The organism is Streptococcus sp. 4094, from assembly GCF_013277125.1.
In the GTDB taxonomy this organism is placed as follows: Bacteria; Bacillota; Bacilli; order Lactobacillales; family Streptococcaceae; genus Streptococcus.
The window spans coordinates 1-21,648 of sequence record NZ_VMMI01000020.1; the positions used below are offsets into that span (position 1 = coordinate 1).

The following is a 21,648-nucleotide window of genomic DNA, read 5'->3' on the forward strand; positions in this document are numbered from 1 at the left end:
TAGTTTGCTTTTTGATTTTTTGAATAAAAATGGAATAGGAAATAGAAATGAAATTAAGAAGAAGTGATCGGATGGTTGTCATTTCCAACTATTTGATTAATCATCCTTATAAACTAACTAGTCTCAATACTTTTGCTGAAAAGTATGAATCTGCTAAATCATCCATCTCAGAAGATATCGTCATTATCAAACGCGCCTTTGAGGAAATTGAAATTGGTCATATCCAGACAGTGACTGGGGCTGGCGGAGGTGTTATCTTTACACCCTCTATTTCGAGTCAGGATGCTAAGGAAATGGTTGAAGACTTGCGTGCCAAGTTGTCAGAAAGTGACCGTATCTTGCCAGGTGGTTATATCTACCTGTCTGATTTGCTTAGCACACCAGCTATCTTGAAAAATATTGGTCGCATTATTGCCAAGAGCTTTATGGATCAAAAAATTGATGCAGTTATGACTGTAGCGACTAAGGGTGTTCCACTTGCAAATGCAGTTGCCAATGTCCTCAATGTTCCCTTTGTTATTGTGCGCCGTGACCTGAAAATTACCGAAGGTTCAACTGTCAGCGTCAACTATGTTTCAGGTTCAAGTGGTGACCGCATCGAGAAAATGTTCCTTTCAAAACGTAGTCTCAAGGCAGGAAGCCGTGTCTTGATTGTGGATGACTTCTTGAAAGGTGGCGGAACTGTTAACGGGATGATTAGTCTCTTGCGTGAGTTCGACTCAGAATTGGCAGGTGTAGCGGTCTTTGCGGACAATGCCCAAGAAGAACGTGAAAAGCAGTTTGACTACAAGTCACTCTTGAAGGTAACCAATATTGATGTCAAGAACCAAGCCATCGATGTTGAGATTGGCAATATCTTTGATGAAGATAAATAAGAGATAGAACTAAAGGTTGGAACAATTGTCCCAGCCTTTCTTTGCAAATAGAATAGAAGGAAGCTTATGAAAACACCATTTATCAATAAAGAAGAGTTAGAAGCGATTGTTGCCGAGTTCCCAACTCCCTTTCACTTGTATGATGAGAAGGGAATTCGTGAGAAGGCAAGAGCCGTCAACCAAGCCTTTTCGTGGAACAAGGGCTTTAAGGAATATTTTGCAGTTAAGGCTACTCCAACACCAGCTATTTTAAAAATTCTTCAAGAGGAAGGTTGTGGTGTGGACTGCTCTAGTTATGTAGAGCTTTTGATGAGCCATAAACTGAATTTCCCTGGTTCTGAGATTATGTTCTCTTCAAACAACACGCCAGACAAGGAATATGCCTATGCGCGTGAATTGGGCGCGACCATTAACTTGGATGCCTTTGAAGATATTGAACATCTGGAGAGAGCAGCAGGCATTCCAGAAATCATCTCATGTCGTTACAATCCTGGAGGCGTTTTTGAGCTAGGAACAGACATTATGGACAATCCTGGAGAAGCCAAGTTTGGCATGACCAAGGACCAGCTCTTTGAAGCCTTTGCCATCTTGAAGCAAAAAGGAGCTAAGACCTTTGGGATTCACTCCTTTCTAGCATCCAATACCGTGACCCATCTCTATTATCCAGAGTTGGCGCGTCAGCTTTTTGAATTGGCTGTTGAAATCAAGGAAAAGTTGGGCATTTCGCTAGACTTTATCAATCTTTCTGGCGGTATTGGTGTCAACTATCGTCCAGACCAGGAGCCAAATGATATTGCCTTGATTGGTGAGGGAGTTCGTAAGGTGTATGAAGAGGTCCTTACGCCAGCAGGTCTTGGTCAGGTTAAGATTTTCACCGAATTGGGTCGTTTTATGTTGGCACCTCACGGTGCTTTGGTGACAAGAGTCACTCATAAGAAGAAAACTTACCGTACCTATCTAGGTGTGGATGCATCAGCAGTCAACCTTATGCGTCCAGCCATGTATGGAGCTTATCATCACATTACTAACGTGACCCATCCAGATGGACCAGCTGAAGTGGTAGATGTGGTTGGTTCACTCTGTGAAAACAATGATAAATTTGCAGTCAATCGCGAACTGCCTCATACAGAAATCGGTGATTTGCTGGTCATTCATGATACAGGTGCTCATGGTTTTTCAATGGGCTACCAGTACAACGCCAAACTTCGTTCTGCGGAAATCCTCTATACTGAAGAAGGTAAAGCCCGTCAAATCCGCCGTGCAGAGCGCCCTGAGGATTATTTTGCAACCTTGTATGGCTTTGATTTTGAAGAATAAAATGATAAGTAATTGAAAATGAAATTGAAAAACAGATTGCTTTCTAAAAAATAGGCAAAAATCTTGTTTTTCCTTCAAGTCGTGATATAATAAAACTATAAAACGTTTTCAAGGAAGGTAACGATATGTCTGAAGAAACAATTGATTATGGACAAGTGACAGGAATGGTGCATTCGACAGAAAGTTTTGGGGCGGTAGATGGCCCTGGTATTCGCTTTATTGTCTTTTTGCAGGGCTGTCACATGCGTTGCCAGTATTGCCATAACCCAGATACTTGGGCTATGGAGTCCAATAAATCACGTGAACGGACGGTAGATGATGTCTTGACAGAAGCCTTGCGCTACCGCGGTTTCTGGGGAAATAAAGGCGGGATTACAGTCAGTGGAGGAGAAGCCCTCTTGCAGATTGATTTCCTGATTGCCCTCTTTACCAAGGCCAAGGAAAAAGGAATTCACTGTACCTTGGACACCTGTGCCCTCCCTTTCCGTAATAAACCACGTTACCTTGAGAAGTTTGACAAACTCATGGCCGTCACTGACTTGGTTCTTTTGGATATCAAGGAAATCAACGAAGAACAGCACAAGATTGTCACTAGCCAGACCAATAAAAATATCTTGGCTTGTGCCCAGTATCTATCAGATATTGGAAAACCTGTCTGGATTCGCCACGTGCTAGTTCCAGGATTGACAGACAGAGACGATGACCTGATTGAACTTGGGAAGTTCGTCAAGACCCTTAAAAATGTTGATAAGTTTGAAATTCTACCTTATCACACCATGGGTGAGTTCAAATGGCGTGAACTGGGAATTCCATATTCCCTCGAAGGAGTCAAACCACCAACAGCAGACCGCGTCAAGAACGCTAAAAAACTCATGGATACCGAAAGTTATCAAGACTATATGAAACGTGTACATGGATAAAAAAGAAGCCTGATGGAAACATCGGGCTTTTGATACTCAATGAAAATCAAAGAGCAAACTAGGAAGCTAGCCGCAGGTTGCTCAAAGCACTGCTTTGAGGTTGTAGATAGAACTGACGAAGTCAGTAACATATATACGGCAAGGCGAAGCTGACGTGGTTTGAAGAGATTTTCGAAGAGTATGACTTGCAAAAAAGACTTAGCAAACAAGCTAAGCCTTTTTCTTCTTATCTCGAACGTTGTTTTCCAGCGTTGCGATTTTTGTGTTTTTTCTTGCTTGTGATAGCAGTTGGTTGTTCAGGGGTAACGTCTTTTCGTCCACTTGGTTTAGAGAAAGCACTTGCTTTTGACGGGTTCTTGGCCAGTTCTTCACGGACTTTTTTGCGAAGTTTTGGACGAACGATATAGTTGACGATAAATTGTTGGAGAATCATCATGAAACCACCGACAACCCAGTAAAGTGTGACACTAGCTGGTGAGAAGAGGGAGAAGACGACAATCATGAGTGGGCTCATGTAAATCATTTTCTTGATTTGTTCTCTTTGCATTTCATCTTCTACTCCGTGAAGTGAAAGGAGCGATTGAAGATAGTAAAGGACACCAGCACAGGCAACCAAAATCATACTTGGAGAACCTAGAGGAATTCCTAGGTAGCTTGCTTGAGCAACACCTTCAGTATGTTGGGCAGCAAAGTAGATAGCAGAGAAGAAAGGCATTTGAAGGAGGATAGGGAAACATCCTACACCACCAAACATGCTGATGCCGTGTTCTTTTTGAGCGGCAAAGAGAGCTTGTTGGGCTTCGAGTTTTTCTTCTTGAGTAGTCGCTTCCTTGAGACGCGTTTGGTGTGGCTCAAGGACGTGCTTGAGGGCATTCATCTTTTCAGAGTGAAGCGTTGCCTTCCATGATTGGTAGATACCAAGTGGCAAGATAATCAAGCGCACGATAATGGTTACGATGATGATAGCGACACCAAAGCCTAGACCTTGATTAGTAGCGAAGTACTTGATAGCTTCAGCCATAGGCGCTCCGATAGTATTCCAAATGACTCCTGTTGGCTGTCCTGTTGCTTTATCGACGCTAACACAGCCAGTCAAAACAAGCAACATAGCCACTCCCATAGCTGAGAGTGCAAAACGTTTAATAGATTTCACTGTTTTTATTCCTTCTTTAAAAATTATACCTTTCTATTCTACTGTTTTTTTACAAAATATACAATAGTTCTGGAGACCTAATTTGCGATTTTAAAGTCAGAGTAGGGAGGAAAGTTGCTTAGTTTGACATCTAAGTAGCTGACTTTTGAAAAAGGTGTCGGTCCTTTTCGGATTTCTTGGATAAATTTTGCCATGATAGCAGCTGAGTCTGCTTGGGCTAAGATCTCCACTGTGCCATCGTCGTTATTCCATACCCGACCTGTGATGCCACCAATTTCAAGTGCCAAGCTGTAAACACCCCAACGAAAGCCGACTCCCTGCACCCTACCTTGGGCAATCATTCTAACCTTTTGCATACCAAACCCCTTTGATTGTGTTATAATATTTCTATGACTATTATAACCTCAAAAGCCAATTCTGTGGTAAAAAATGCCAAGAAATTACACCAAAAAAAATACCGCAAGTCTGCCTATTTGATTGAAGGCTGGCACTTGTTTGAAGAAGCTGTCCAAGCTGGGGTGACGATTGAGAAAATCTTTGCCTTAGAAAATTACCGAGATCAGTTAGCTGCTTTTCCGCAAACTGTCTGGGTGTCAGAGGATATTTTGCTAGATTTGGCGGATTCTCAGACTCCACAGGGCATTGTTGCCGTGGTTCAAAAAGAAGAAGTAGGACAAGCTGATTTGAGTCAGGGCAAGTTCTTGTTTTTGGAAGCTGTGCAAGATCCTGGGAATGTGGGAACGATCATTCGGACTGCGGATGCAGCAGGTTTTACAGGCGTGATTGTTTCAGATAAGTCGGCAGATATTTACAGTCTCAAGACCTTACGTTCCATGCAAGGCAGTCATTTTCATCTGCCTATTTACCGGATGTCGAGTCAAGTGCTTCTTAAGGAAACCAAAGAGGCAGGTATCCCAGTGCTGGCAACAACCCTATCTAAAGATTCTGTTGATTACAGAGAACTGCCTCCTATAGAAAATTTTGTACTAGTCATGGGAAATGAGGGTCAAGGAATTAGTTCCCTCATGGCTGAAAGTGCAGATCAATTGGTCCATATTAGCATGAAGGGGAAGGCAGAGAGTTTGAATGTTGCCGTTGCAGCCGGTATTTTAATCTTCCATTTAAGCTAATTTTAACTTTTTTTGTTATAATCAAGGAAAGATGTTCATAGAAAAGGAGAAAAGGATGAATCACACTATTATACATGACCGTGCAGGTCTCAATCAATTTTACGCTAAGGTTTATGCCTTTGTTGGTCTGGGAATCGGACTATCTGCTTTGGTATCAGGCCTTATGTTGACGGTCTTTCAGTCTCAGTTGGTTTACTTTTTGATGCAGGGGCGTCTCTGGTTGACCATTGCTACTTTTGCGGAGTTGGCCTTAGTTTTCGTTGCCAGTAGTATGGCTTCAAGGAATAGTCCAGCAGCTCTTCCAGTATTTTTACTTTACTCAGTATTAAACGGCTTTACCCTTAGTTTTGTGGTAGCCTTCTATACTCCGGGTACAGTTTTATCTGCCTTTGTATCGAGCGCCCTTCTCTTCTTTGTCATGGCGGCAGTTGGTATCTTTACCAAGAAAGACTTGAGTGGGATTGGTCGAGCAATGATGGCAGCTCTCATCGGTTTACTGATTGCTATGGTAGTCAATATTTTCTTGGCTAGTGGCTTCTTTGATTATATGATCAGCGTAGCCATGGTTTTGGTTTTCTCAGGGTTGATTGCTTGGGATAACCAAAAGATTCGCCTTGCCTATGAACAATCACAAGGCCGTGTAGCGACAGGCTGGGTTGTGTCAATGGCTCTCAGTATCTATCTTGATTTTATCAATCTTTTCCTAAGTATTCTACGTATCTTCGGTCGCAATGACTAGAAGGTCCATGACATCAGTGTTCCAAGGAGCACTGATTTTTTATATTTTCTCTTTTCTTTTCTTGGAAATAGGTGTATAATGCTTTTAACTAATTTTTGAGGAGTAGTTTATGAAGAAAAGTTTTATCCATCAACAAGAAGAAATTTCCTTTGTCAAAAACACTTTTACCCAGTATTTGAAAGATAAGTTAGAAGTTGTCGAAGTTCAAGGTCCTATCTTGAGTAGGGTCGGTGACGGGATGCAGGACAACTTATCAGGTGTTGAGAATGCCGTATCGGTCAAGGTTCTCCAAATCCCTGATGCTACTTATGAAGTGGTGCACTCTCTTGCTAAATGGAAACGCCATACCTTGGCTCGTTTTGGCTTCGGTGAAGGTGAAGGGCTTTTCGTCCATATGAAGGCCCTTCGTCCAGACGAAGACTCGTTGGATGCGACCCACTCTGTTTATGTTGACCAGTGGGACTGGGAGAAGGTTATCCCAAATGGTAAACGCAATATCGCTTACTTAAAAGAAACAGTTGAGAAGATTTATAAGGCCATTCGTTTGACAGAACTAGCTGTTGAAGCTCGCTATGACATCGAGTCTATCTTGCCAAAACAAATCACCTTTATCCACACAGAAGAGTTGGTAGAACGCTACCCAGACTTGACACCGAAAGAACGTGAAAATGCGATCTGTAAAGAATTTGGAGCCGTCTTTTTGATTGGTATCGGTGGCGAGTTGCCAGATGGTAAACCGCACGATGGACGTGCACCAGACTATGATGACTGGACAAGTGAGTCTGAAAATGGCTACAAGGGTCTGAATGGTGATATTCTTGTCTGGAATGAATCTCTAGGTGGAGCCTTTGAATTGTCTTCTATGGGAATCCGTGTAGATGAAGAAACTCTTAGACGTCAGGTTGCCATCACGGGTGATGAAGACCGCTTGGAATTGGAATGGCACAAGGCTTTGTTGAATGGCCTATTCCCATTGACAATCGGTGGAGGAATTGGACAATCTCGTATGGCCATGTTCTTACTTCGCAAGAAACACATAGGAGAAGTGCAAACAAGTGTTTGGCCTCAAGAAGTCCGCGATACTTACGAAAATATTTTATAGAGAATCGAACCGCAAGGTTCGGTTTTCTTTCTCTTTTCGCCCATAATTTGGTATAATAAACGGTATGAAAATCGTATCAGGAATCTATGGGGGACGTCCCCTCAAGACACTAGAAGGCAAGACGACAAGACCTACTTCGGATAAGGTTAGGGGAGCCATTTTTAACATGATTGGTCCCTACTTTGAAGGGGGACGCGTCTTGGACCTTTATGCAGGTAGTGGTGGTTTATCTATCGAGGCAGTATCGCGTGGCATGTCCAGCGCTGTTTTGGTGGAGCGAGACCGTAAGGCTCAGGCTATCGTGGCTGAAAATATTCAGATGACCAAGGAAGCTGGAAAATTTCAACTCCTCAAGATGGATGCAGAAAGGGCATTGGAACAGGTATCTGGGGAATTTGACCTCATTTTCTTAGACCCTCCTTATGCCAAGGAACAAATCGTAGCAGATATTGAAAAAATGGCTGAGAGGGAGCTTTTTTCTGAAGATGTCATGGTCGTGTGTGAGACGGATAAAGCCGTTGAACTTCCAGAAGAAATTGCCTGCCTGGGCATCTGGAAGGAAAAAATTTATGGAATTAGTAAGGTGACAGTCTATGTCAGATAAGATTGGCTTATTCACAGGCTCATTTGATCCGATGACAAATGGGCATCTGGATATCATTGAACGGGCGAGCAGACTTTTTGATAAGCTCTATGTGGGTATTTTTTTTAATCCCCACAAACAAGGATTTCTCCCTATCGAAAATCGTAAACGAGGGCTAGAAACAGCTTTGAAACATTTGGAAAATGTTGAAGTTGTGTCTTCTCATGATGAATTGGTGGTTGATGTTGCGAAAAGACTGGGGGCTACTTGCCTAGTGAGAGGTTTGAGGAATGCGTCGGATTTGCAATATGAAGCCAGTTTTGATTACTACAACCATCAGCTGTCTCCTGATATAGAGACTATTTATTTACATAGCCGACCTGAACATCTCTATCTCAGTTCATCAGGTGTTAGAGAGCTATTGAAGTTTGGTCAGGATGTTGCTTGCTATGTTCCTGAGAGTATTTTGGAGGAAATAAGAAATGAAAAAAAAGATTAGATGGCCCTTATATGTCATTGCGGCCTTGATTGTGACCTTCTTGGCATTTGTAGTGCCTTTGCCCTACTATATAGAGGTTCCAGGTGGTTCGGAAGATATTCGCCAAGTCCTTAAAGTAAATGACACAGAAGATCAGGCGGCTGGTGCCTATCACTTTGTTACGGTTGGTGTCCAGCATGCCACTTTAGCCCATATGGTTTATGCTTGGTTGACGCCTTTTACAGATATTCGTAGTGCCCAGGAGACCACAGGTGGAACTTCCGATGTTGAATTTATGCGGATCAATCAATTCTACATGCAAACATCGCAAAATATGGCCAAGTATCAAGGTCTAAAAACAGCTGGTAAGGATATCGAACTCAAGTATTTTGGGGTTTATGTCTTGAATGTGACGGATAATTCAACCTTTAAAGGGATTCTCAATATCTCTGATACGGTCACAGCAGTCAATGATCAGACCTTTGATAGTTCTAAAGACTTGATTGATTACGTCAGTTCTCAAAAATTAGGGGACTCCGTCAAGGTCACCTATGAAGAGGATGGGCAAACCAAGTCTGCAGAAGGAAAGATTATCAGCTTGGAAAATGGAAAAAATGGGATTGGAATCGGCTTGATTGATCGTACAGAGGTAATCAGCAATGTCCCAATTAGTTTTTCAACAGCTGGTATTGGCGGTCCAAGTGCTGGCCTCATGTTTAGTCTAGCTATCTATACTCAAATAGCTCACCCAGGTCTTCGTAATGGTCGTATTGTTGCCGGTACAGGTACCATTGACCGCGATGGCAATGTGGGGGATATTGGTGGTATTGATAAGAAGGTTGTAGCTTCGGCTAGGGCAGGTGCTGCTATTTTCTTTGCCCCTGATAACCCTGTTAGCGAAGAAGAACAAAAGGCGCATCCGGACGCGAAAAACAACTATCAAACAGCCCTAGAAGCGGCTAAAACAATCAAGACGGATATGAAAATCGTGCCCGTTAAAACCCTACAAGATGCAATTGATTACTTGAAAAACAATCCCTAATTTTTGAGTGAAGTTTCCAAACTAGCGCGCAAACAGAGAAGATGGTATAATAGTCAAATGGTTCAATTATTATTCACTCTAAGCAGTCACACGCTCTTTATTTATGTGAGTTTTTACCTTCTAAAGGATCTTGTTAGATGGGAAAAGGTTTTAAAAGTGACAGATGAGAATACAAGAAAAGTTCGTTTATTGCTAGCTCTTTTCAGCATTGTCATGGGCTACATCCTGAGTTCTTTCTTTATCAGCCTGTATCAGTTGTGGCAAGAAGCGCTTAGAGGATTATTATAAAATCAAGAGTAAAGGAAACGAGTATGGACAAAATTGTGGTTCAAGGTGGCGATAATCGTCTGGTAGGAAGTGTAACCATCGAAGGGGCAAAGAATGCAGTCTTGCCCTTGTTGGCAGCGACTATTCTAGCAAGTGAAGGAAAGACAGTCTTACAGAATGTACCGATCTTGTCGGATGTCTTTATTATGAATCAGGTGGTTCGTGGTTTGAATGCCAAGGTTGACTTTGATGAGGAGGCTCATCTTGTGGAGGTGGACGCGACTGGCGATATCACTGAGGAAGCTCCTTACAAGTATGTCAGCAAGATGCGTGCATCTATCGTTGTCTTGGGACCAATTCTTGCTCGTGTAGGTCATGCTAAAGTATCCATGCCAGGTGGTTGTACGATTGGTAGCCGCCCTATTGATCTTCATTTGAAAGGTCTGGAAGCTATGGGGGCTAAGATTAGCCAGACTGCTGGTTACATCGAAGCCAAGGCTGACCGCTTACATGGTGCTCATATCTATATGGATTTTCCAAGTGTTGGTGCTACGCAGAACTTGATGATGGCAGCGACTCTGGCTGATGGTGTGACAGTGATTGAAAATGCAGCGCGTGAGCCTGAGATTGTTGACCTAGCCATTCTCCTTAATGAAATGGGAGCCAAGGTCAAAGGTGCTGGTACAGAGACCATTACCATTACTGGTGTTGAGAAACTTCATGGTACGACTCACAATGTAGTCCAAGACCGTATCGAAGCAGGAACCTTTATGGTAGCTGCTGCCATGACTGGTGGTGATGTCTTGATTCGAGACGCTGTCTGGGAGCATAACCGTCCCTTGATTGCCAAATTGCTTGAAATGGGAGTGGAAGTGACGGAGGAGACGGAAGGAATTCGCGTTCGCTCTCAACTAGAAAATCTAAAAGCTGTTCATGTGAAAACCTTGCCCCACCCAGGATTTCCAACGGATATGCAGGCCCAATTTACAGCCTTGATGACCGTCGCAAAAGGCGAATCAACCATGGTGGAGACAGTTTTCGAAAATCGTTTCCAACACTTAGAAGAAATGCGCCGCATGGGCTTGCACTCTGAGATTATCCGTGATACAGCTCGTATTGTTGGTGGACAAGCTTTGCAGGGAGCAGAAGTTCTTTCAACTGACCTTCGTGCCAGTGCAGCCTTGATTTTGACAGGTTTGGTAGCGCAAGGAGAAACCGTTGTCGGTAAATTGGTTCACTTGGATCGAGGTTACCACCGTTTCCATGAGAAGTTGGCACAGCTAGGTGCTAAGATTCAGCGGATTGAGGCAAATGATGAAGATGAATAAGAAATCAGGCTACGTAGTCAAGCGTTTACTTTTAGTCATCATAGTACTGATTTTAGGTGTTTTAGCCCTAGGAATCGGTCTAATGGTAGGTTATGGAATCTTGGGCAAGGGTCAAGATCCATGGGCCATCCTGTCTCCAGCAAAATGGCAGGAATTGATTCATAAATTTACAGGAAATTAGGCTGGGAGACCAGTCTTTTTCTAAAGATAAGGAGAAAAATGGATAAAAAAACAAGACAGACACTGATTGGCTTGCTAGTGTTATTGCTTTTGTCTGCAGGGAGCTATTATATCAAGCAGATGCAGTCGGCACCTAATAGTCCTAAAACCAAGCTTAGTCAAAAAAAACAAGCGTCTGAAGCTCCTGGTCAAGAATTGGCAGAAAGTGTCTTAACAGACGCAGTCAAAAGCCAAATAAAAGGGAGTCTGGAGTGGAATGGATCCGGTGCTTTTATCGTCAATGGTAATAAAACAAATCTAAATGCCAAGGTTTCAAGTAAGCCCTACGCTGATAATAAGACAAAGACAGTGGGTAAGGAAACGGTACCAACCGTGGCTAATGCCCTCTTGTCTAAGGCCACTCGCCAGTACAAGAATCGTGAAGAAACTGGGAATGGTTCAACTTCTTGGACTCCGCCAGGTTGGCATCAGGTCAAGAATCTAAAGGGCTCTTATACCCATGCGGTCGATAGAGGTCACTTGTTAGGTTATGCCTTAATCGGTAGCTTGGCTAGTTTTGATGCCTCAACAAGCAATCCTAAAAATATTGCTGTTCAGACAGCCTGGGCAAATCAGGCTCAGGCTGAGGACTCGACAGGGCAAAACTACTATGAAAGCATGGTACGCAAGGCCTTGGACCAAAACAAGCGTGTCCGTTACCGTGTAACCCTTTATTACGCTACAAATGAGGATTTAGTTCCCTCAGCTTCACAGATTGAAGCCAAGTCTTCAGACGGAGAGTTGGAATTTAATGTTCTAGTTCCCAATGTCCAAAAGGGACTTCAACTGGATTACCGAACTGGAGAAGTGACTGTTACTCAGTAAAAGATAAGATAAACTCCTATGTCACTTATGGATGTAGGAGTTCTTTTTTCTAGTTTAAGCAGGGCTAGAATAGGTACTAAGAAAAAAATAATATGTACTGGATTAAATTTTGTGATATAATAAAGGATAAGATACTATTTTAGGAGAAGAACTATGGAAGACCCAAGTAGTCAGAATTTGTTGCTACAATTTGTTTTATTGTTTATCTTGACGGTATTAAATGCCTTTTTCTCAGCCACAGAAATGGCCATGGTTTCTCTTAATCGTGCGCGGGTTGAACAAAAGGCGGAAGAAGGAGACAGACGCTACATCCGCCTGCTGAAGGTACTAGAAAATCCTAACCACTTTTTATCAACCATTCAGGTAGGAATCACCCTGATTACAATCTTATCAGGGGCGAGTTTAGCTGATACTCTAGGACGTGTGATTGCCTCTTGGCTTGGGAATGGCGAAACAGCACAAGCCGTGGCAACTTTTCTATCCTTGGCATTTTTGACCTATATTTCTATCGTTTTTGGGGAATTATATCCTAAGAGAATCGCTCTTAATCTAAAGGATTCCTTGGCAATTCGTACAGCGCCGGTTATCATTGGGATCGGAAAACTAGTCAGTCCCTTTGTTTGGCTTTTAGCTGCTTCGACCAATTTCTTGAGTCATTTGACTCCTATGTCATTCGATGATGCGGATGAAAAGATGACCCGTGATGAAATTGCCTATATGCTGACAAATAGTGAAGAAACATTGGATGCTGATGAGATTGAGATGCTACAAGGTGTCTTTTCGCTCGATGAACTAATGGCACGAGAGGTTATGGTTCCTCGAACGGATGCCTTTATGGTGGATATTCAGGATGATAGTCAAAGCATTATCCAAAGTATTTTAAAACAAAATTATTCTCGTATCCCTGTCTATGATGGGGATAAGGATAACGTGATTGGCATCATTCACACCAAGAGTCTCCTTAAGGCTGGTTTTGTGGACGGTTTTGATAATATTGTTTGGAAGAAAATCTTACAAGATCCACTTTTTGTTCCTGAAACCATTTTTGTGGATGACTTGTTAAAAGAATTGCGAAATACCCAAAGACAAATGGCAATCTTGCTAGATGAATACGGCGGTATGGCTGGTTTGGTGACTTTGGAAGACCTCTTAGAGGAAATTGTTGGTGAAATTGATGATGAAACGGACAAAGCAGCAATAGATGTTCATCAGATTGGCGAGGATACCTACATTGTTCAAGGAACTATGACCCTCAATGATTTCAATAATTACTTTGATGTTGAACTGGAAAGTGATGACGTTGATACCATCGCTGGTTATTATTTGACAGGAATTGGAACCATTCCAACGACTGAGAAACTCAGCTATGAATTGGTCAGCCAAAACAAACAACTTATCTTAACCAATGATAAAGTGAAAAATGGACGTGTTACCAAGGTAAAGATCCAAATTACAGAAGTCGAAATAGAAGAAGAAACAGAGTAAACTAGAGGCTTTTGTCACCATACGTGACGAAGCTTTTTTCAGTTGATTTCATGAGGGAATTATGTCATGGAAAGAACTTTGCCCCAAAAGTTTTTCAAAATTATCCGTATTTATCAGAAGAAAAAATAAAAAAGCCCTTCAAATTGGGCTTTCTGTTCATTTGAAACCTGATAAATCAAGTTATAGAAGGCGGTAGACGGATTTGAACCGACGATCAAGCTTTTGCAGAGCCGTGCCTTACCACTTGGCTATACCGCCTTAACGTTTATTATTATACCTTGAAAATGATTTTCAGTCAATAGCTTTTTCAGTTTTTTGTACCATAGTGTGATTCGAATGTGATGCCAAGTTTTCTATGGAAAAAAATGGAAAAAATTCACCAAAAATCTACTGAATCCCCTTGAAAAATCTAGCTAAATAGGGTATAATATGAGTAATCATTTGTCGTAGGTTTTGTCTGAAATATTGTCCAGACAAGGCTCACAGCAGTTAAATCTTCTGAAAAAGTCAGATTTAGCTGCTCTTTTTGTGCTTTTTTTCAGGATTTCGAATACTTGTAACAAAGACTTAAAGATTCTGAAAATTCGCCCAGAGGACACGGTGATAGGGGTTTTACAACCATATGACGATTAGAAAGCCTAATTGACAAGGCTTGGAACTTATTTACAAAGGAGAATCATCTTGGCAGGACATGACGTTCAATACGGGAAACATCGTACCCGTCGTAGTTTTTCAAGAATCAAAGAAGTTCTTGACTTACCAAATTTGATTGAAATTCAAACTGACTCATTCAAAGATTTCCTAGACCATGGTCTGAAGGAAGTGTTTGAAGATGTATTGCCAATTTCAAACTTCACAGACACAATGGAGTTGGAATTTGTTGGATATGAAATCAAGGAACCAAAATATACGCTAGAAGAAGCTCGTATCCACGATGCTAGCTACTCAGCACCAATTTTTGTAACTTTCCGCTTGATCAATAAAGAAACAGGCGAAATCAAAACTCAAGAAGTTTTCTTTGGTGATTTCCCAATCATGACAGAAATGGGTACTTTCATTATCAATGGTGGTGAACGTATCATCGTATCTCAGTTGGTGCGCTCACCAGGTGTTTACTTTAACGATAAAGTTGATAAAAACGGTAAAGTGGGCTACGGGTCAACTGTTATCCCTAACCGTGGAGCTTGGTTGGAACTTGAAAGTGACTCAAAAGATATCGCCTACACTCGTATCGACCGTACTCGTAAGATTCCATTTACAACCTTGGTTCGTGCCCTTGGTTTCTCAGGTGATGATGAAATCTTTGATATCTTTGGGGACAGTGAATTGGTTCGCAACACTGTTGAAAAAGATATCCATAAGAACCCAATGGACTCTCGTACAGACGAAGCCTTGAAAGAAATTTACGAACGTCTTCGTCCAGGTGAGCCTAAGACTGCTGAAAGCTCACGTAGCTTACTTGTAGCTCGTTTCTTTGATCCACGTCGCTATGACCTAGCAGCAGTTGGTCGTTACAAAATCAATAAAAAACTCAATGTTAAAACACGTTTGCTCAACCAAACAATTGCTGAGCCGTTGGTAGATCCTGAAACAGGAGAAATCTTGGTAGAAGCTGGAACTGTTATGACTCGTAGTGTGATTGAAAGCATTGAAAGCCATTTGGATGGTGACTTGAACAAGATTGTTTATATTCCAAATGATGCAGCCGTTGTGACTGAGCCAGTTGTTCTTCAAAAATTCAAGGTTGTTGCTCCAACTGATCCAGATCGTGTCGTAACCATCATTGGTAATGCTAATCCAGATGACAAGGTTCGTATCGTCACTCCTGCAGATATCCTTGCTGAGATGAGCTACTTCCTCAACTTGGCTGAAGGACTTGGCCGTGTAGATGATATCGACCACCTTGGAAACCGTCGTATCCGTGCAGTTGGTGAATTGCTTGCTAACCAAGTACGTCTTGGACTTTCTCGTATGGAACGTAATGTCCGTGAACGTATGTCTGTTCAAGACAACGAAGTTTTGACACCACAACAAATTATCAATATCCGTCCGGTAACAGCTGCGGTGAAAGAATTCTTTGGTTCATCACAGTTGTCACAGTTCATGGACCAACATAACCCACTTTCTGAGTTGTCTCACAAACGCCGTTTGTCAGCCTTAGGACCTGGTGGTTTGACACGTGACCGCGCTGGATATGAAGTCCGTGACGTGCACTATACTCACTACGGCCGTATGTGTCCAATCGAGACACCTGAAGGACCTAACATCGGTTTGATCAATAACTTGTCATCTTACGGGCACTTGAACAAGTATGGTTTTGTTCAAACACCATATCGTAAGGTTGACCGTGAAACAGGTGTTGTCACGAACGAAATCGTTTGGTTGACAGCCGATGAAGAAGATGAATATACTGTAGCGCAGGCCAACTCTCGTCTGAATGAAGATGGAACCTTTGCTGAGAAGATTGTCATGGGACGTCACCAAGGGGTCAACCAAGAGTATCCAGCTAATGTTGTTGACTACATGGACGTATCACCAAAACAGGTAGTTGCCGTTGCGACAGCATGTATTCCTTTCTTGGAAAACGATGACTCCAACCGTGCCCTCATGGGAGCCAACATGCAACGTCAGGCTGTACCATTGATTAATCCTAAAGCACCTTACGTTGGTACTGGTATGGAATATCAGGCAGCCCACGATTCAGGAGCTGCTGTGATTGCTCAGTATGACGGTAAAGTTACCTATGCAGATGCTGACAAGGTAGAAGTTCGTCGTGAAGATGGTTCATTGGACGTTTACCACATCCAAAAATTCCGTCGTTCAAACTCAGGTACTGCCTACAATCAACGTACGCTTGTTAAAGTTGGCGATGTCGTTGAAAAAGGCGATTTCATCGCTGATGGCCCTTCTATGGAAAATGGAGAAATGGCGCTTGGACAAAACCCAATCGTTGCCTACATGACTTGGGAAGGTTACAACTTCGAGGATGCCGTTATCATGAGCGAACGCTTGGTCAAAGACGATGTCTACACATCTGTTCACCTTGAAGAATACGAATCAGAAACACGCGATACAAAGCTTGGGCCTGAAGAAATTACTCGTGAAATTCCAAACGTTGGGGAAGACGCTCTTAAAGATCTTGACGAAATGGGTATTATCCGTATCGGTGCTGAAGTTAAAGAAGGCGACATCCTTGTAGGTAAAGTAACACCTAAGGGTGAGAAAGACCTTTCAGCTGAAGAACGTCTCTTGCACGCTATCTTCGGAGACAAATCTCGTGAAGTACGTGATACTTCTCTTCGTGTACCACACGGTGCCGATGGTGTCGTTCGTGATGTTAAGATCTTTACACGTGCAAATGGAGATGAATTGCAATCAGGTGTTAACATGCTGGTTCGCGTCTACATCGCTCAAAAACGTAAGATCAAGGTCGGAGATAAGATGGCCGGACGTCACGGAAACAAAGGGGTTGTCTCTCGTATCGTTCCTGTAGAAGACATGCCTTACCTTCCAGACGGAACTCCAGTCGATATCATGTTGAACCCACTTGGGGTGCCATCACGTATGAATATCGGTCAGGTTATGGAGCTCCACCTTGGTATGGCGGCTCGTACTCTTGGAATTCATATCGCAACACCAGTCTTTGACGGAGCAAGTTCTGAAGACCTTTGGTCAACCGTTAAAGAAGCTGGTATGGATAGCGATGCCAAAACAATCCTTTACGATGGACGTACAGGTGAACCATTTGATAACCGTGTTTCTGTCGGAGTCATGTACATGATCAAACTCCACCACATGGTTGATGATAAATTGCACGCGCGTTCAGTCGGACCTTACTCAACTGTTACCCAACAACCACTCGGAGGTAAAGCTCAGTTTGGTGGACAACGTTTCGGTGAGATGGAGGTTTGGGCTCTTGAAGCCTACGGTGCGTCAAATGTCCTTCAAGAAATCTTGACTTACAAGTCTGACGATATCAACGGACGTTTGAAAGCTTATGAAGCTATTACAAAAGGAAAACCAATTCCAAAACCAGGTGTTCCAGAATCCTTCCGAGTTCTTGTCAAAGAATTGCAATCTCTTGGTCTTGACATGCGTGTCCTAGACGAAGATGACCAAGAAGTGGAACTTCGCGACTTGGATGAAGGAATGGACGAAGATGTCATCCACGTAGATGACCTTGAAAAAGCCCGCGAAAAAGCAGCCCAAGAGGCAAAAGCAGCTTTTGAAGCTGAAGAAGCTGAGAAAGCAACAAAAGCGGAAGCAACAGAAGAAGCTGCTGAATAAGAAAAAGCAGTTCACTTAGAATAGAAAGGGAAGAAATAGTGGTTGATGTAAATCGTTTTAAAAGTATGCAAATCACCCTAGCTTCTCCAAGTAAAGTCCGTTCATGGTCTTATGGAGAAGTCAAAAAACCTGAAACAATCAATTACCGTACCTTGAAACCAGAACGTGAAGGACTCTTTGATGAAGTTATTTTTGGTCCTACAAAAGACTGGGAATGTGCTTGTGGTAAGTACAAACGCATTCGTTACAGAGGAATTGTTTGTGACCGTTGTGGGGTTGAAGTAACGCGTACGAAAGTTCGTCGTGAGCGTATGGGGCATATCGAATTGAAAGCTCCTGTATCTCACATCTGGTACTTCAAGGGGATTCCAAGCCGTATGGGCTTGACCCTTGATATGAGCCCTCGTGCCCTCGAGGAAGTTATCTACTTTGCGGCTTATGTGGTGATTGATCCTAAGGATACACCACTTGAGCACAAGTCTATCATGACAGAGCGCGAATACCGTGAGCGCTTGCGTGAGTATGGTTATGGATCGTTCGTTGCCAAGATGGGTGCCGAAGCTATCCAAGACCTCTTGAAACAAGTAGATCTTGAAAAAGAAATTGCTGAACTCAAAGAAGAGTTGAAAACAGCTACTGGACAAAAACGTGTCAAAGCCATCCGTCGTTTGGATGTTTTGGATGCCTTTTACAAGTCTGGAAACAAACCTGAATGGATGATTCTCAACATCCTTCCGGTTATTCCACCAGATCTTCGTCCAATGTTGCAGTTGGATGGTGGCCGTTTTGCCTCATCTGACTTGAACGACCTTTACCGCCGTGTTATCAACCGTAACAACCGTTTGGCTCGCTTGCTTGAGTTGAATGCACCAGGTATCATCGTTCAAAATGAGAAGCGTATGCTTCAAGAAGCGGTTGACGCTTTGATTGACAATGGTCGTCGTGGTCGTCCAATCACAGGACCAGGTAGCCGTCCACTGAAATCATTGAGCCACATGCTTAAAGGTAAACAAGGACGCTTCCGTCAAAACTTGCTCGGTAAACGTGTTGACTTCTCAGGACGTTCCGTTATCGCCGTTGGTCCAACTCTTAAGATGTACCAATGTGGTGTGCCACGTGAAATGGCGATCGAGCTCTTTAAACCATTCGTGATGCGTGAAATCGTTGCCCGTGATATCGTGCAAAACGTCAAAGCGGCTAAACGCTTGGTAGAACGCGGAGATGAGCGTATCTGGGATATCCTTGAAGAAGTGATCAAAGAACACCCAGTACTTTTGAACCGCGCACCGACCCTTCACCGTTTGGGGATCCAAGCCTTCGAGCCAGTCTTGATTGATGGTAAGGCCCTTCGCTTGCACCCGCTTGTCTGTGAAGCCTACAATGCCGACTTTGACGGGGACCAAATGGCCATCCACGTACCGCTTTCAGAAGAAGCTCAAGCAGAAGCTCGTATCTTGATGCTAGCTGCTGAGCACATCTTGAACCCGAAAGACGGTAAACCAGTTGTTACTCCATCTCAGGACATGGTTTTGGGTAACTACTACTTGACCATGGAAGAAGCTGGTCGTGAAGGTGAAGGAATGGTCTTCAAGGACCGTGATGAAGCGGTTATGGCTTACCGCAATGGTTATGTTCACCTCCACTCACGTGTTGGTATCGCAACAGACAGCCTCAACAAGCCTTGGACAGAAGAGCAAAAACATAAAGTCTTGCTTACAACAGTTGGTAAAATCCTCTTCAACGACATCATGCCAGAGGGTCTACCATACTTGCAAGAACCAAACAATGCCAACTTGACAGAAGGTGTTCCAGCTAAATACTTCTTGCCACTTGGTGGAGATATCAAGGAAGCAATCAGCAAACTTGAACTCAACCCTCCATTCAAGAAGAAAAATCTTGGAAATATCATCGCTGAAATCTTCAAACGTTTCCGTACGACAGAAACTTCTGCTCTACTTGACCGTATGAAGAACCTCGGTTACCACCACTCAACTCTTGCAGGATTGACAGTGGGTATTGCCGATATTCCAGTCGTTGATGACAAGGCTGAAATCATTGAAGAATCACACAAACGTGTAGAACAAATCACAAAACAATTCCGTCGTGGTATGATTACAGACGACGAGCGTTACAATGCTGTTACAGCTGAATGGCGTGCTGCCCGTGAAAAACTAGAGAAACGTTTGATTGCCAACCAAGATCCTAAGAACCCAATCGTTATGATGATGGACTCAGGAGCCCGTGGTAATATCTCAAACTTCTCACAGCTTGCCGGTATGCGTGGTCTGATGGCTGCTCCGAACGGACGTATCATGGAATTGCCAATCCTTTCAAACTTCCGCGAAGGTTTGTCGGTACTCGAAATGTTCTTCTCAACTCACGGTGCCCGTAAAGGTATGACCGATACGGCCCTTAAGACAGCCGACTCAGGTTACTTGACTCGTCGTTTGGTTGACGTTGCCCAAGACGTTATCATCCGTGAGGACGACTGTGGAACTGACCGTGGTCTCTTGATCCGTTCTATCGCAGAAGGAAAAGAGATGATCGAGTCTCTCGAAGAGCGTCTCAATGGTCGTTACACTAAGAAAACTGTTAAACATCCAGAAACTGGTGCAGTTATCATTGGTCCAAATGAATTGATTACAGAAGACAAGGCGCGTGAAATTGTCAATGCTGGTGTGGAAGAAGTGACTATCCGCTCTGTATTTACATGTAACACTCGTCATGGTGTCTGCCGTCACTGTTACGGTATCAACTTGGCGACTGGTGATGCAGTTGAAGTTGGTGAAGCAGTTGGTACAATCGCTGCCCAATCTATCGGGGAACCTGGTACACAGCTTACAATGCGTACCTTCCACACGGGTGGGGTTGCCTCAAATACCGATATCACTCAGGGTCTTCCTCGTGTCCAAGAAATCTTTGAAGCCCGCAATCCTAAAGGGGAAGCGGTTATCACAGAGGTTAAAGGACAAGTTACCGCTATCGAAGAAGATGCATCAACTCGTACCAAGAAAGTCTTTGTTAAGGGTGAAACTGGCGAAGGTGAGTACGTCGTTCCATTTACAGCTCGTATGCGTGTAGAAGTTGGAGACCAAGTAGCGCGTGGTGCTGCTCTTACAGAAGGTTCTATCCAACCCAAACGTCTCCTTGCAGTTCGCGATGTCTTGTCAGTTGAAACTTACCTTCTCGGTGAAGTACAAAAAGTTTACCGTAGCCAAGGGGTGGAAATCGGTGACAAACACATCGAGGTAATGGTTCGTCAAATGATCCGTAAAGTCCGTGTCATGGATCCAGGAGATACAGACCTTCTCATGGGTACCCTTATGGATATCAATGACTTTACAGATGCCAACAAAGATGTCCTTATCGCAGGTGGAGTTCCAGCGACAGGTCGCCCAGTCCTTATGGGAATTACCAAAGCCTCACTTGAAACAAATAGTTTCTTGTCAGCGGCTTCCTTCCAGGAAACAACTCGTGTCCTTACAGATGCAGCTATCCGCGGTAAGAAAGACCATCTCCTTGGACTTAAAGAAAATGTTATCATCGGTAAGATCATCCCAGCAGGTACTGGTATGGCCCGTTACCGTAACCTTGAACCACATGCTATCAACGAAGAAGAATACCTTAATCCTCCAGTAGAGGAAGAAGGAAATGAAGAAACAACAGAAGTAGTTGTGGATACTGCCGTTGAAACTGTGGAAGAAACAGTAGAATAAGAGAGAATGAGAGAGCCCTCGGGTTCTCTTTCTCTTTTTCTGAAAACTTTCTCCATTTTTCCATGAAATGTGGTAAAATAATACTCAATGAAAATCAAAGAGCAAACTAGGAAACTGGTCGCAGGTTGCTCAAAGCACTGCTTTGAGGTTGTAGATGAAACTGACGAAGTCAGCTCAAAACA

19 protein-coding genes and 1 tRNA gene are annotated in these 21,648 nt (G+C 43.2%); 17 read left to right on the plus strand and 3 right to left on the minus strand.

The window, feature by feature from the left end; all coding sequences use genetic code 11:
• Nucleotides 1-47 precede the first annotated feature (47 nt).
• The 3 genes from purR to pflA all read left to right on the plus strand — a co-directional run bounded on the left by purR (nucleotide 48) and on the right by pflA (nucleotide 3,112).
• Entirely contained in the window at nucleotides 48-875 is an 828-nt protein-coding gene (purR, locus tag HT721_RS05700; RefSeq protein WP_173229268.1) for a pur operon repressor, read from the plus strand.
• Nucleotides 876-941: 66 nt separating this feature from the next.
• Nucleotides 942-2,192 (plus strand): diaminopimelate decarboxylase, encoded by a 1,251-nt coding sequence (locus tag HT721_RS05705; RefSeq protein WP_173229270.1) that lies wholly within the window; start codon nucleotides 942-944, stop codon nucleotides 2,190-2,192.
• A 125-nt stretch (nucleotides 2,193-2,317) separates the two neighbouring features.
• Nucleotides 2,318-3,112: a pyruvate formate-lyase-activating protein gene (gene pflA, locus HT721_RS05710; protein WP_173229272.1), complete on the plus strand. Its 795-nt coding sequence runs from the start codon at nucleotides 2,318-2,320 to the stop codon at nucleotides 3,110-3,112.
• 226 nt (nucleotides 3,113-3,338) lie between these two features.
• Here the strand turns inward: pflA and yidC are convergent, their stop codons facing one another.
• Complete coding sequence (gene yidC / locus HT721_RS05715) at nucleotides 3,339-4,265, minus strand: membrane protein insertase YidC (RefSeq protein ID WP_173229274.1); 927 nt, start codon at nucleotides 4,263-4,265, stop codon at nucleotides 3,339-3,341.
• Between the two features lie 77 nt (nucleotides 4,266-4,342).
• Nucleotides 4,343-4,621 (minus strand): acylphosphatase, encoded by a 279-nt coding sequence (locus HT721_RS05720; RefSeq protein ID WP_060806084.1) that lies wholly within the window; start codon nucleotides 4,619-4,621, stop codon nucleotides 4,343-4,345.
• Between the two features lie 33 nt (nucleotides 4,622-4,654).
• Between HT721_RS05720 and HT721_RS05725 the strand changes: the two genes are divergently transcribed.
• The 12 genes from HT721_RS05725 (at nucleotide 4,655) to HT721_RS11275 (ending at nucleotide 13,659) form a co-directional block, all read left to right on the plus strand.
• On the plus strand, nucleotides 4,655-5,395 hold the full coding sequence (locus HT721_RS05725) for an RNA methyltransferase (RefSeq protein WP_173229276.1): 741 nt from the start codon (nucleotides 4,655-4,657) through the stop codon (nucleotides 5,393-5,395).
• A gap of 55 nt (nucleotides 5,396-5,450) precedes the next feature.
• Nucleotides 5,451-6,134, plus strand: coding sequence for a Bax inhibitor-1/YccA family protein (locus HT721_RS05730; RefSeq protein WP_001016913.1), 684 nt, complete (start codon nucleotides 5,451-5,453; stop codon nucleotides 6,132-6,134).
• A 109-nt stretch (nucleotides 6,135-6,243) separates the two neighbouring features.
• Nucleotides 6,244-7,236: an aspartate--ammonia ligase gene (gene asnA, locus HT721_RS05735; protein WP_000748003.1), complete on the plus strand. Its 993-nt coding sequence runs from the start codon at nucleotides 6,244-6,246 to the stop codon at nucleotides 7,234-7,236.
• 64 nt (nucleotides 7,237-7,300) lie between these two features.
• Nucleotides 7,301-7,840, plus strand: a complete 540-nt coding sequence (rsmD, locus tag HT721_RS05740) for a 16S rRNA (guanine(966)-N(2))-methyltransferase RsmD (protein WP_173229278.1) — start codon at nucleotides 7,301-7,303, stop codon at nucleotides 7,838-7,840.
• Nucleotides 7,830-8,318, plus strand: coding sequence for a pantetheine-phosphate adenylyltransferase (gene coaD, locus HT721_RS05745; protein ID WP_057488225.1), 489 nt, complete (start codon nucleotides 7,830-7,832; stop codon nucleotides 8,316-8,318). Before rsmD ends, coaD begins: the two co-directional genes overlap by 11 nt.
• Nucleotides 8,302-9,339: a SepM family pheromone-processing serine protease gene (locus HT721_RS05750; RefSeq protein WP_057488226.1), complete on the plus strand. Its 1,038-nt coding sequence runs from the start codon at nucleotides 8,302-8,304 to the stop codon at nucleotides 9,337-9,339. Before coaD ends, HT721_RS05750 begins: the two co-directional genes overlap by 17 nt.
• Nucleotides 9,340-9,396: 57 nt before the next feature.
• Nucleotides 9,397-9,627, plus strand: coding sequence for a DUF1146 family protein (locus tag HT721_RS05755; protein ID WP_080976830.1), 231 nt, complete (start codon nucleotides 9,397-9,399; stop codon nucleotides 9,625-9,627).
• 23 nt (nucleotides 9,628-9,650) lie between these two features.
• On the plus strand, nucleotides 9,651-10,934 hold the full coding sequence (murA, locus tag HT721_RS05760) for a UDP-N-acetylglucosamine 1-carboxyvinyltransferase (protein WP_173229280.1): 1,284 nt from the start codon (nucleotides 9,651-9,653) through the stop codon (nucleotides 10,932-10,934).
• The gene (locus tag HT721_RS05765; RefSeq protein WP_173229282.1) at nucleotides 10,927-11,115 is read left to right on the plus strand and encodes a DNA-directed RNA polymerase subunit beta; all 189 of its coding nucleotides are present in this window, start codon (nucleotides 10,927-10,929) and stop codon (nucleotides 11,113-11,115) included. Before murA ends, HT721_RS05765 begins: the two co-directional genes overlap by 8 nt.
• Before the next feature lie 38 nt (nucleotides 11,116-11,153).
• The gene (gene endA / locus HT721_RS05770) at nucleotides 11,154-11,978 is read left to right on the plus strand and encodes a DNA-entry nuclease EndA (protein ID WP_173229284.1); all 825 of its coding nucleotides are present in this window, start codon (nucleotides 11,154-11,156) and stop codon (nucleotides 11,976-11,978) included.
• A 153-nt stretch (nucleotides 11,979-12,131) separates the two neighbouring features.
• Complete coding sequence (locus tag HT721_RS05775; RefSeq protein WP_173229286.1) at nucleotides 12,132-13,463, plus strand: hemolysin family protein; 1,332 nt, start codon at nucleotides 12,132-12,134, stop codon at nucleotides 13,461-13,463.
• A 61-nt stretch (nucleotides 13,464-13,524) separates the two neighbouring features.
• Nucleotides 13,525-13,659: a hypothetical protein gene (locus tag HT721_RS11275; RefSeq protein ID WP_259390846.1), complete on the plus strand. Its 135-nt coding sequence runs from the start codon at nucleotides 13,525-13,527 to the stop codon at nucleotides 13,657-13,659.
• On the opposite strand, the gene HT721_RS05780 is transcribed toward HT721_RS11275, so the two are convergent.
• A tRNA-Cys gene (locus tag HT721_RS05780) sits at nucleotides 13,651-13,721 on the minus strand. The genes HT721_RS11275 and HT721_RS05780 overlap by 9 nt on opposite strands.
• Nucleotides 13,722-14,144: 423 nt before the next feature.
• On the opposite strand from HT721_RS05780, the gene rpoB reads away from it, so the two are divergent.
• The gene (rpoB, locus tag HT721_RS05785; RefSeq protein WP_173229288.1) at nucleotides 14,145-17,750 is read left to right on the plus strand and encodes a DNA-directed RNA polymerase subunit beta; all 3,606 of its coding nucleotides are present in this window, start codon (nucleotides 14,145-14,147) and stop codon (nucleotides 17,748-17,750) included.
• A 38-nt stretch (nucleotides 17,751-17,788) separates the two neighbouring features.
• Nucleotides 17,789-21,466, plus strand: a complete 3,678-nt coding sequence (gene rpoC, locus HT721_RS05790; protein WP_000228740.1) for a DNA-directed RNA polymerase subunit beta' — start codon at nucleotides 17,789-17,791, stop codon at nucleotides 21,464-21,466.
• The last annotated feature ends 182 nt before the right edge of the window (nucleotides 21,467-21,648 follow it).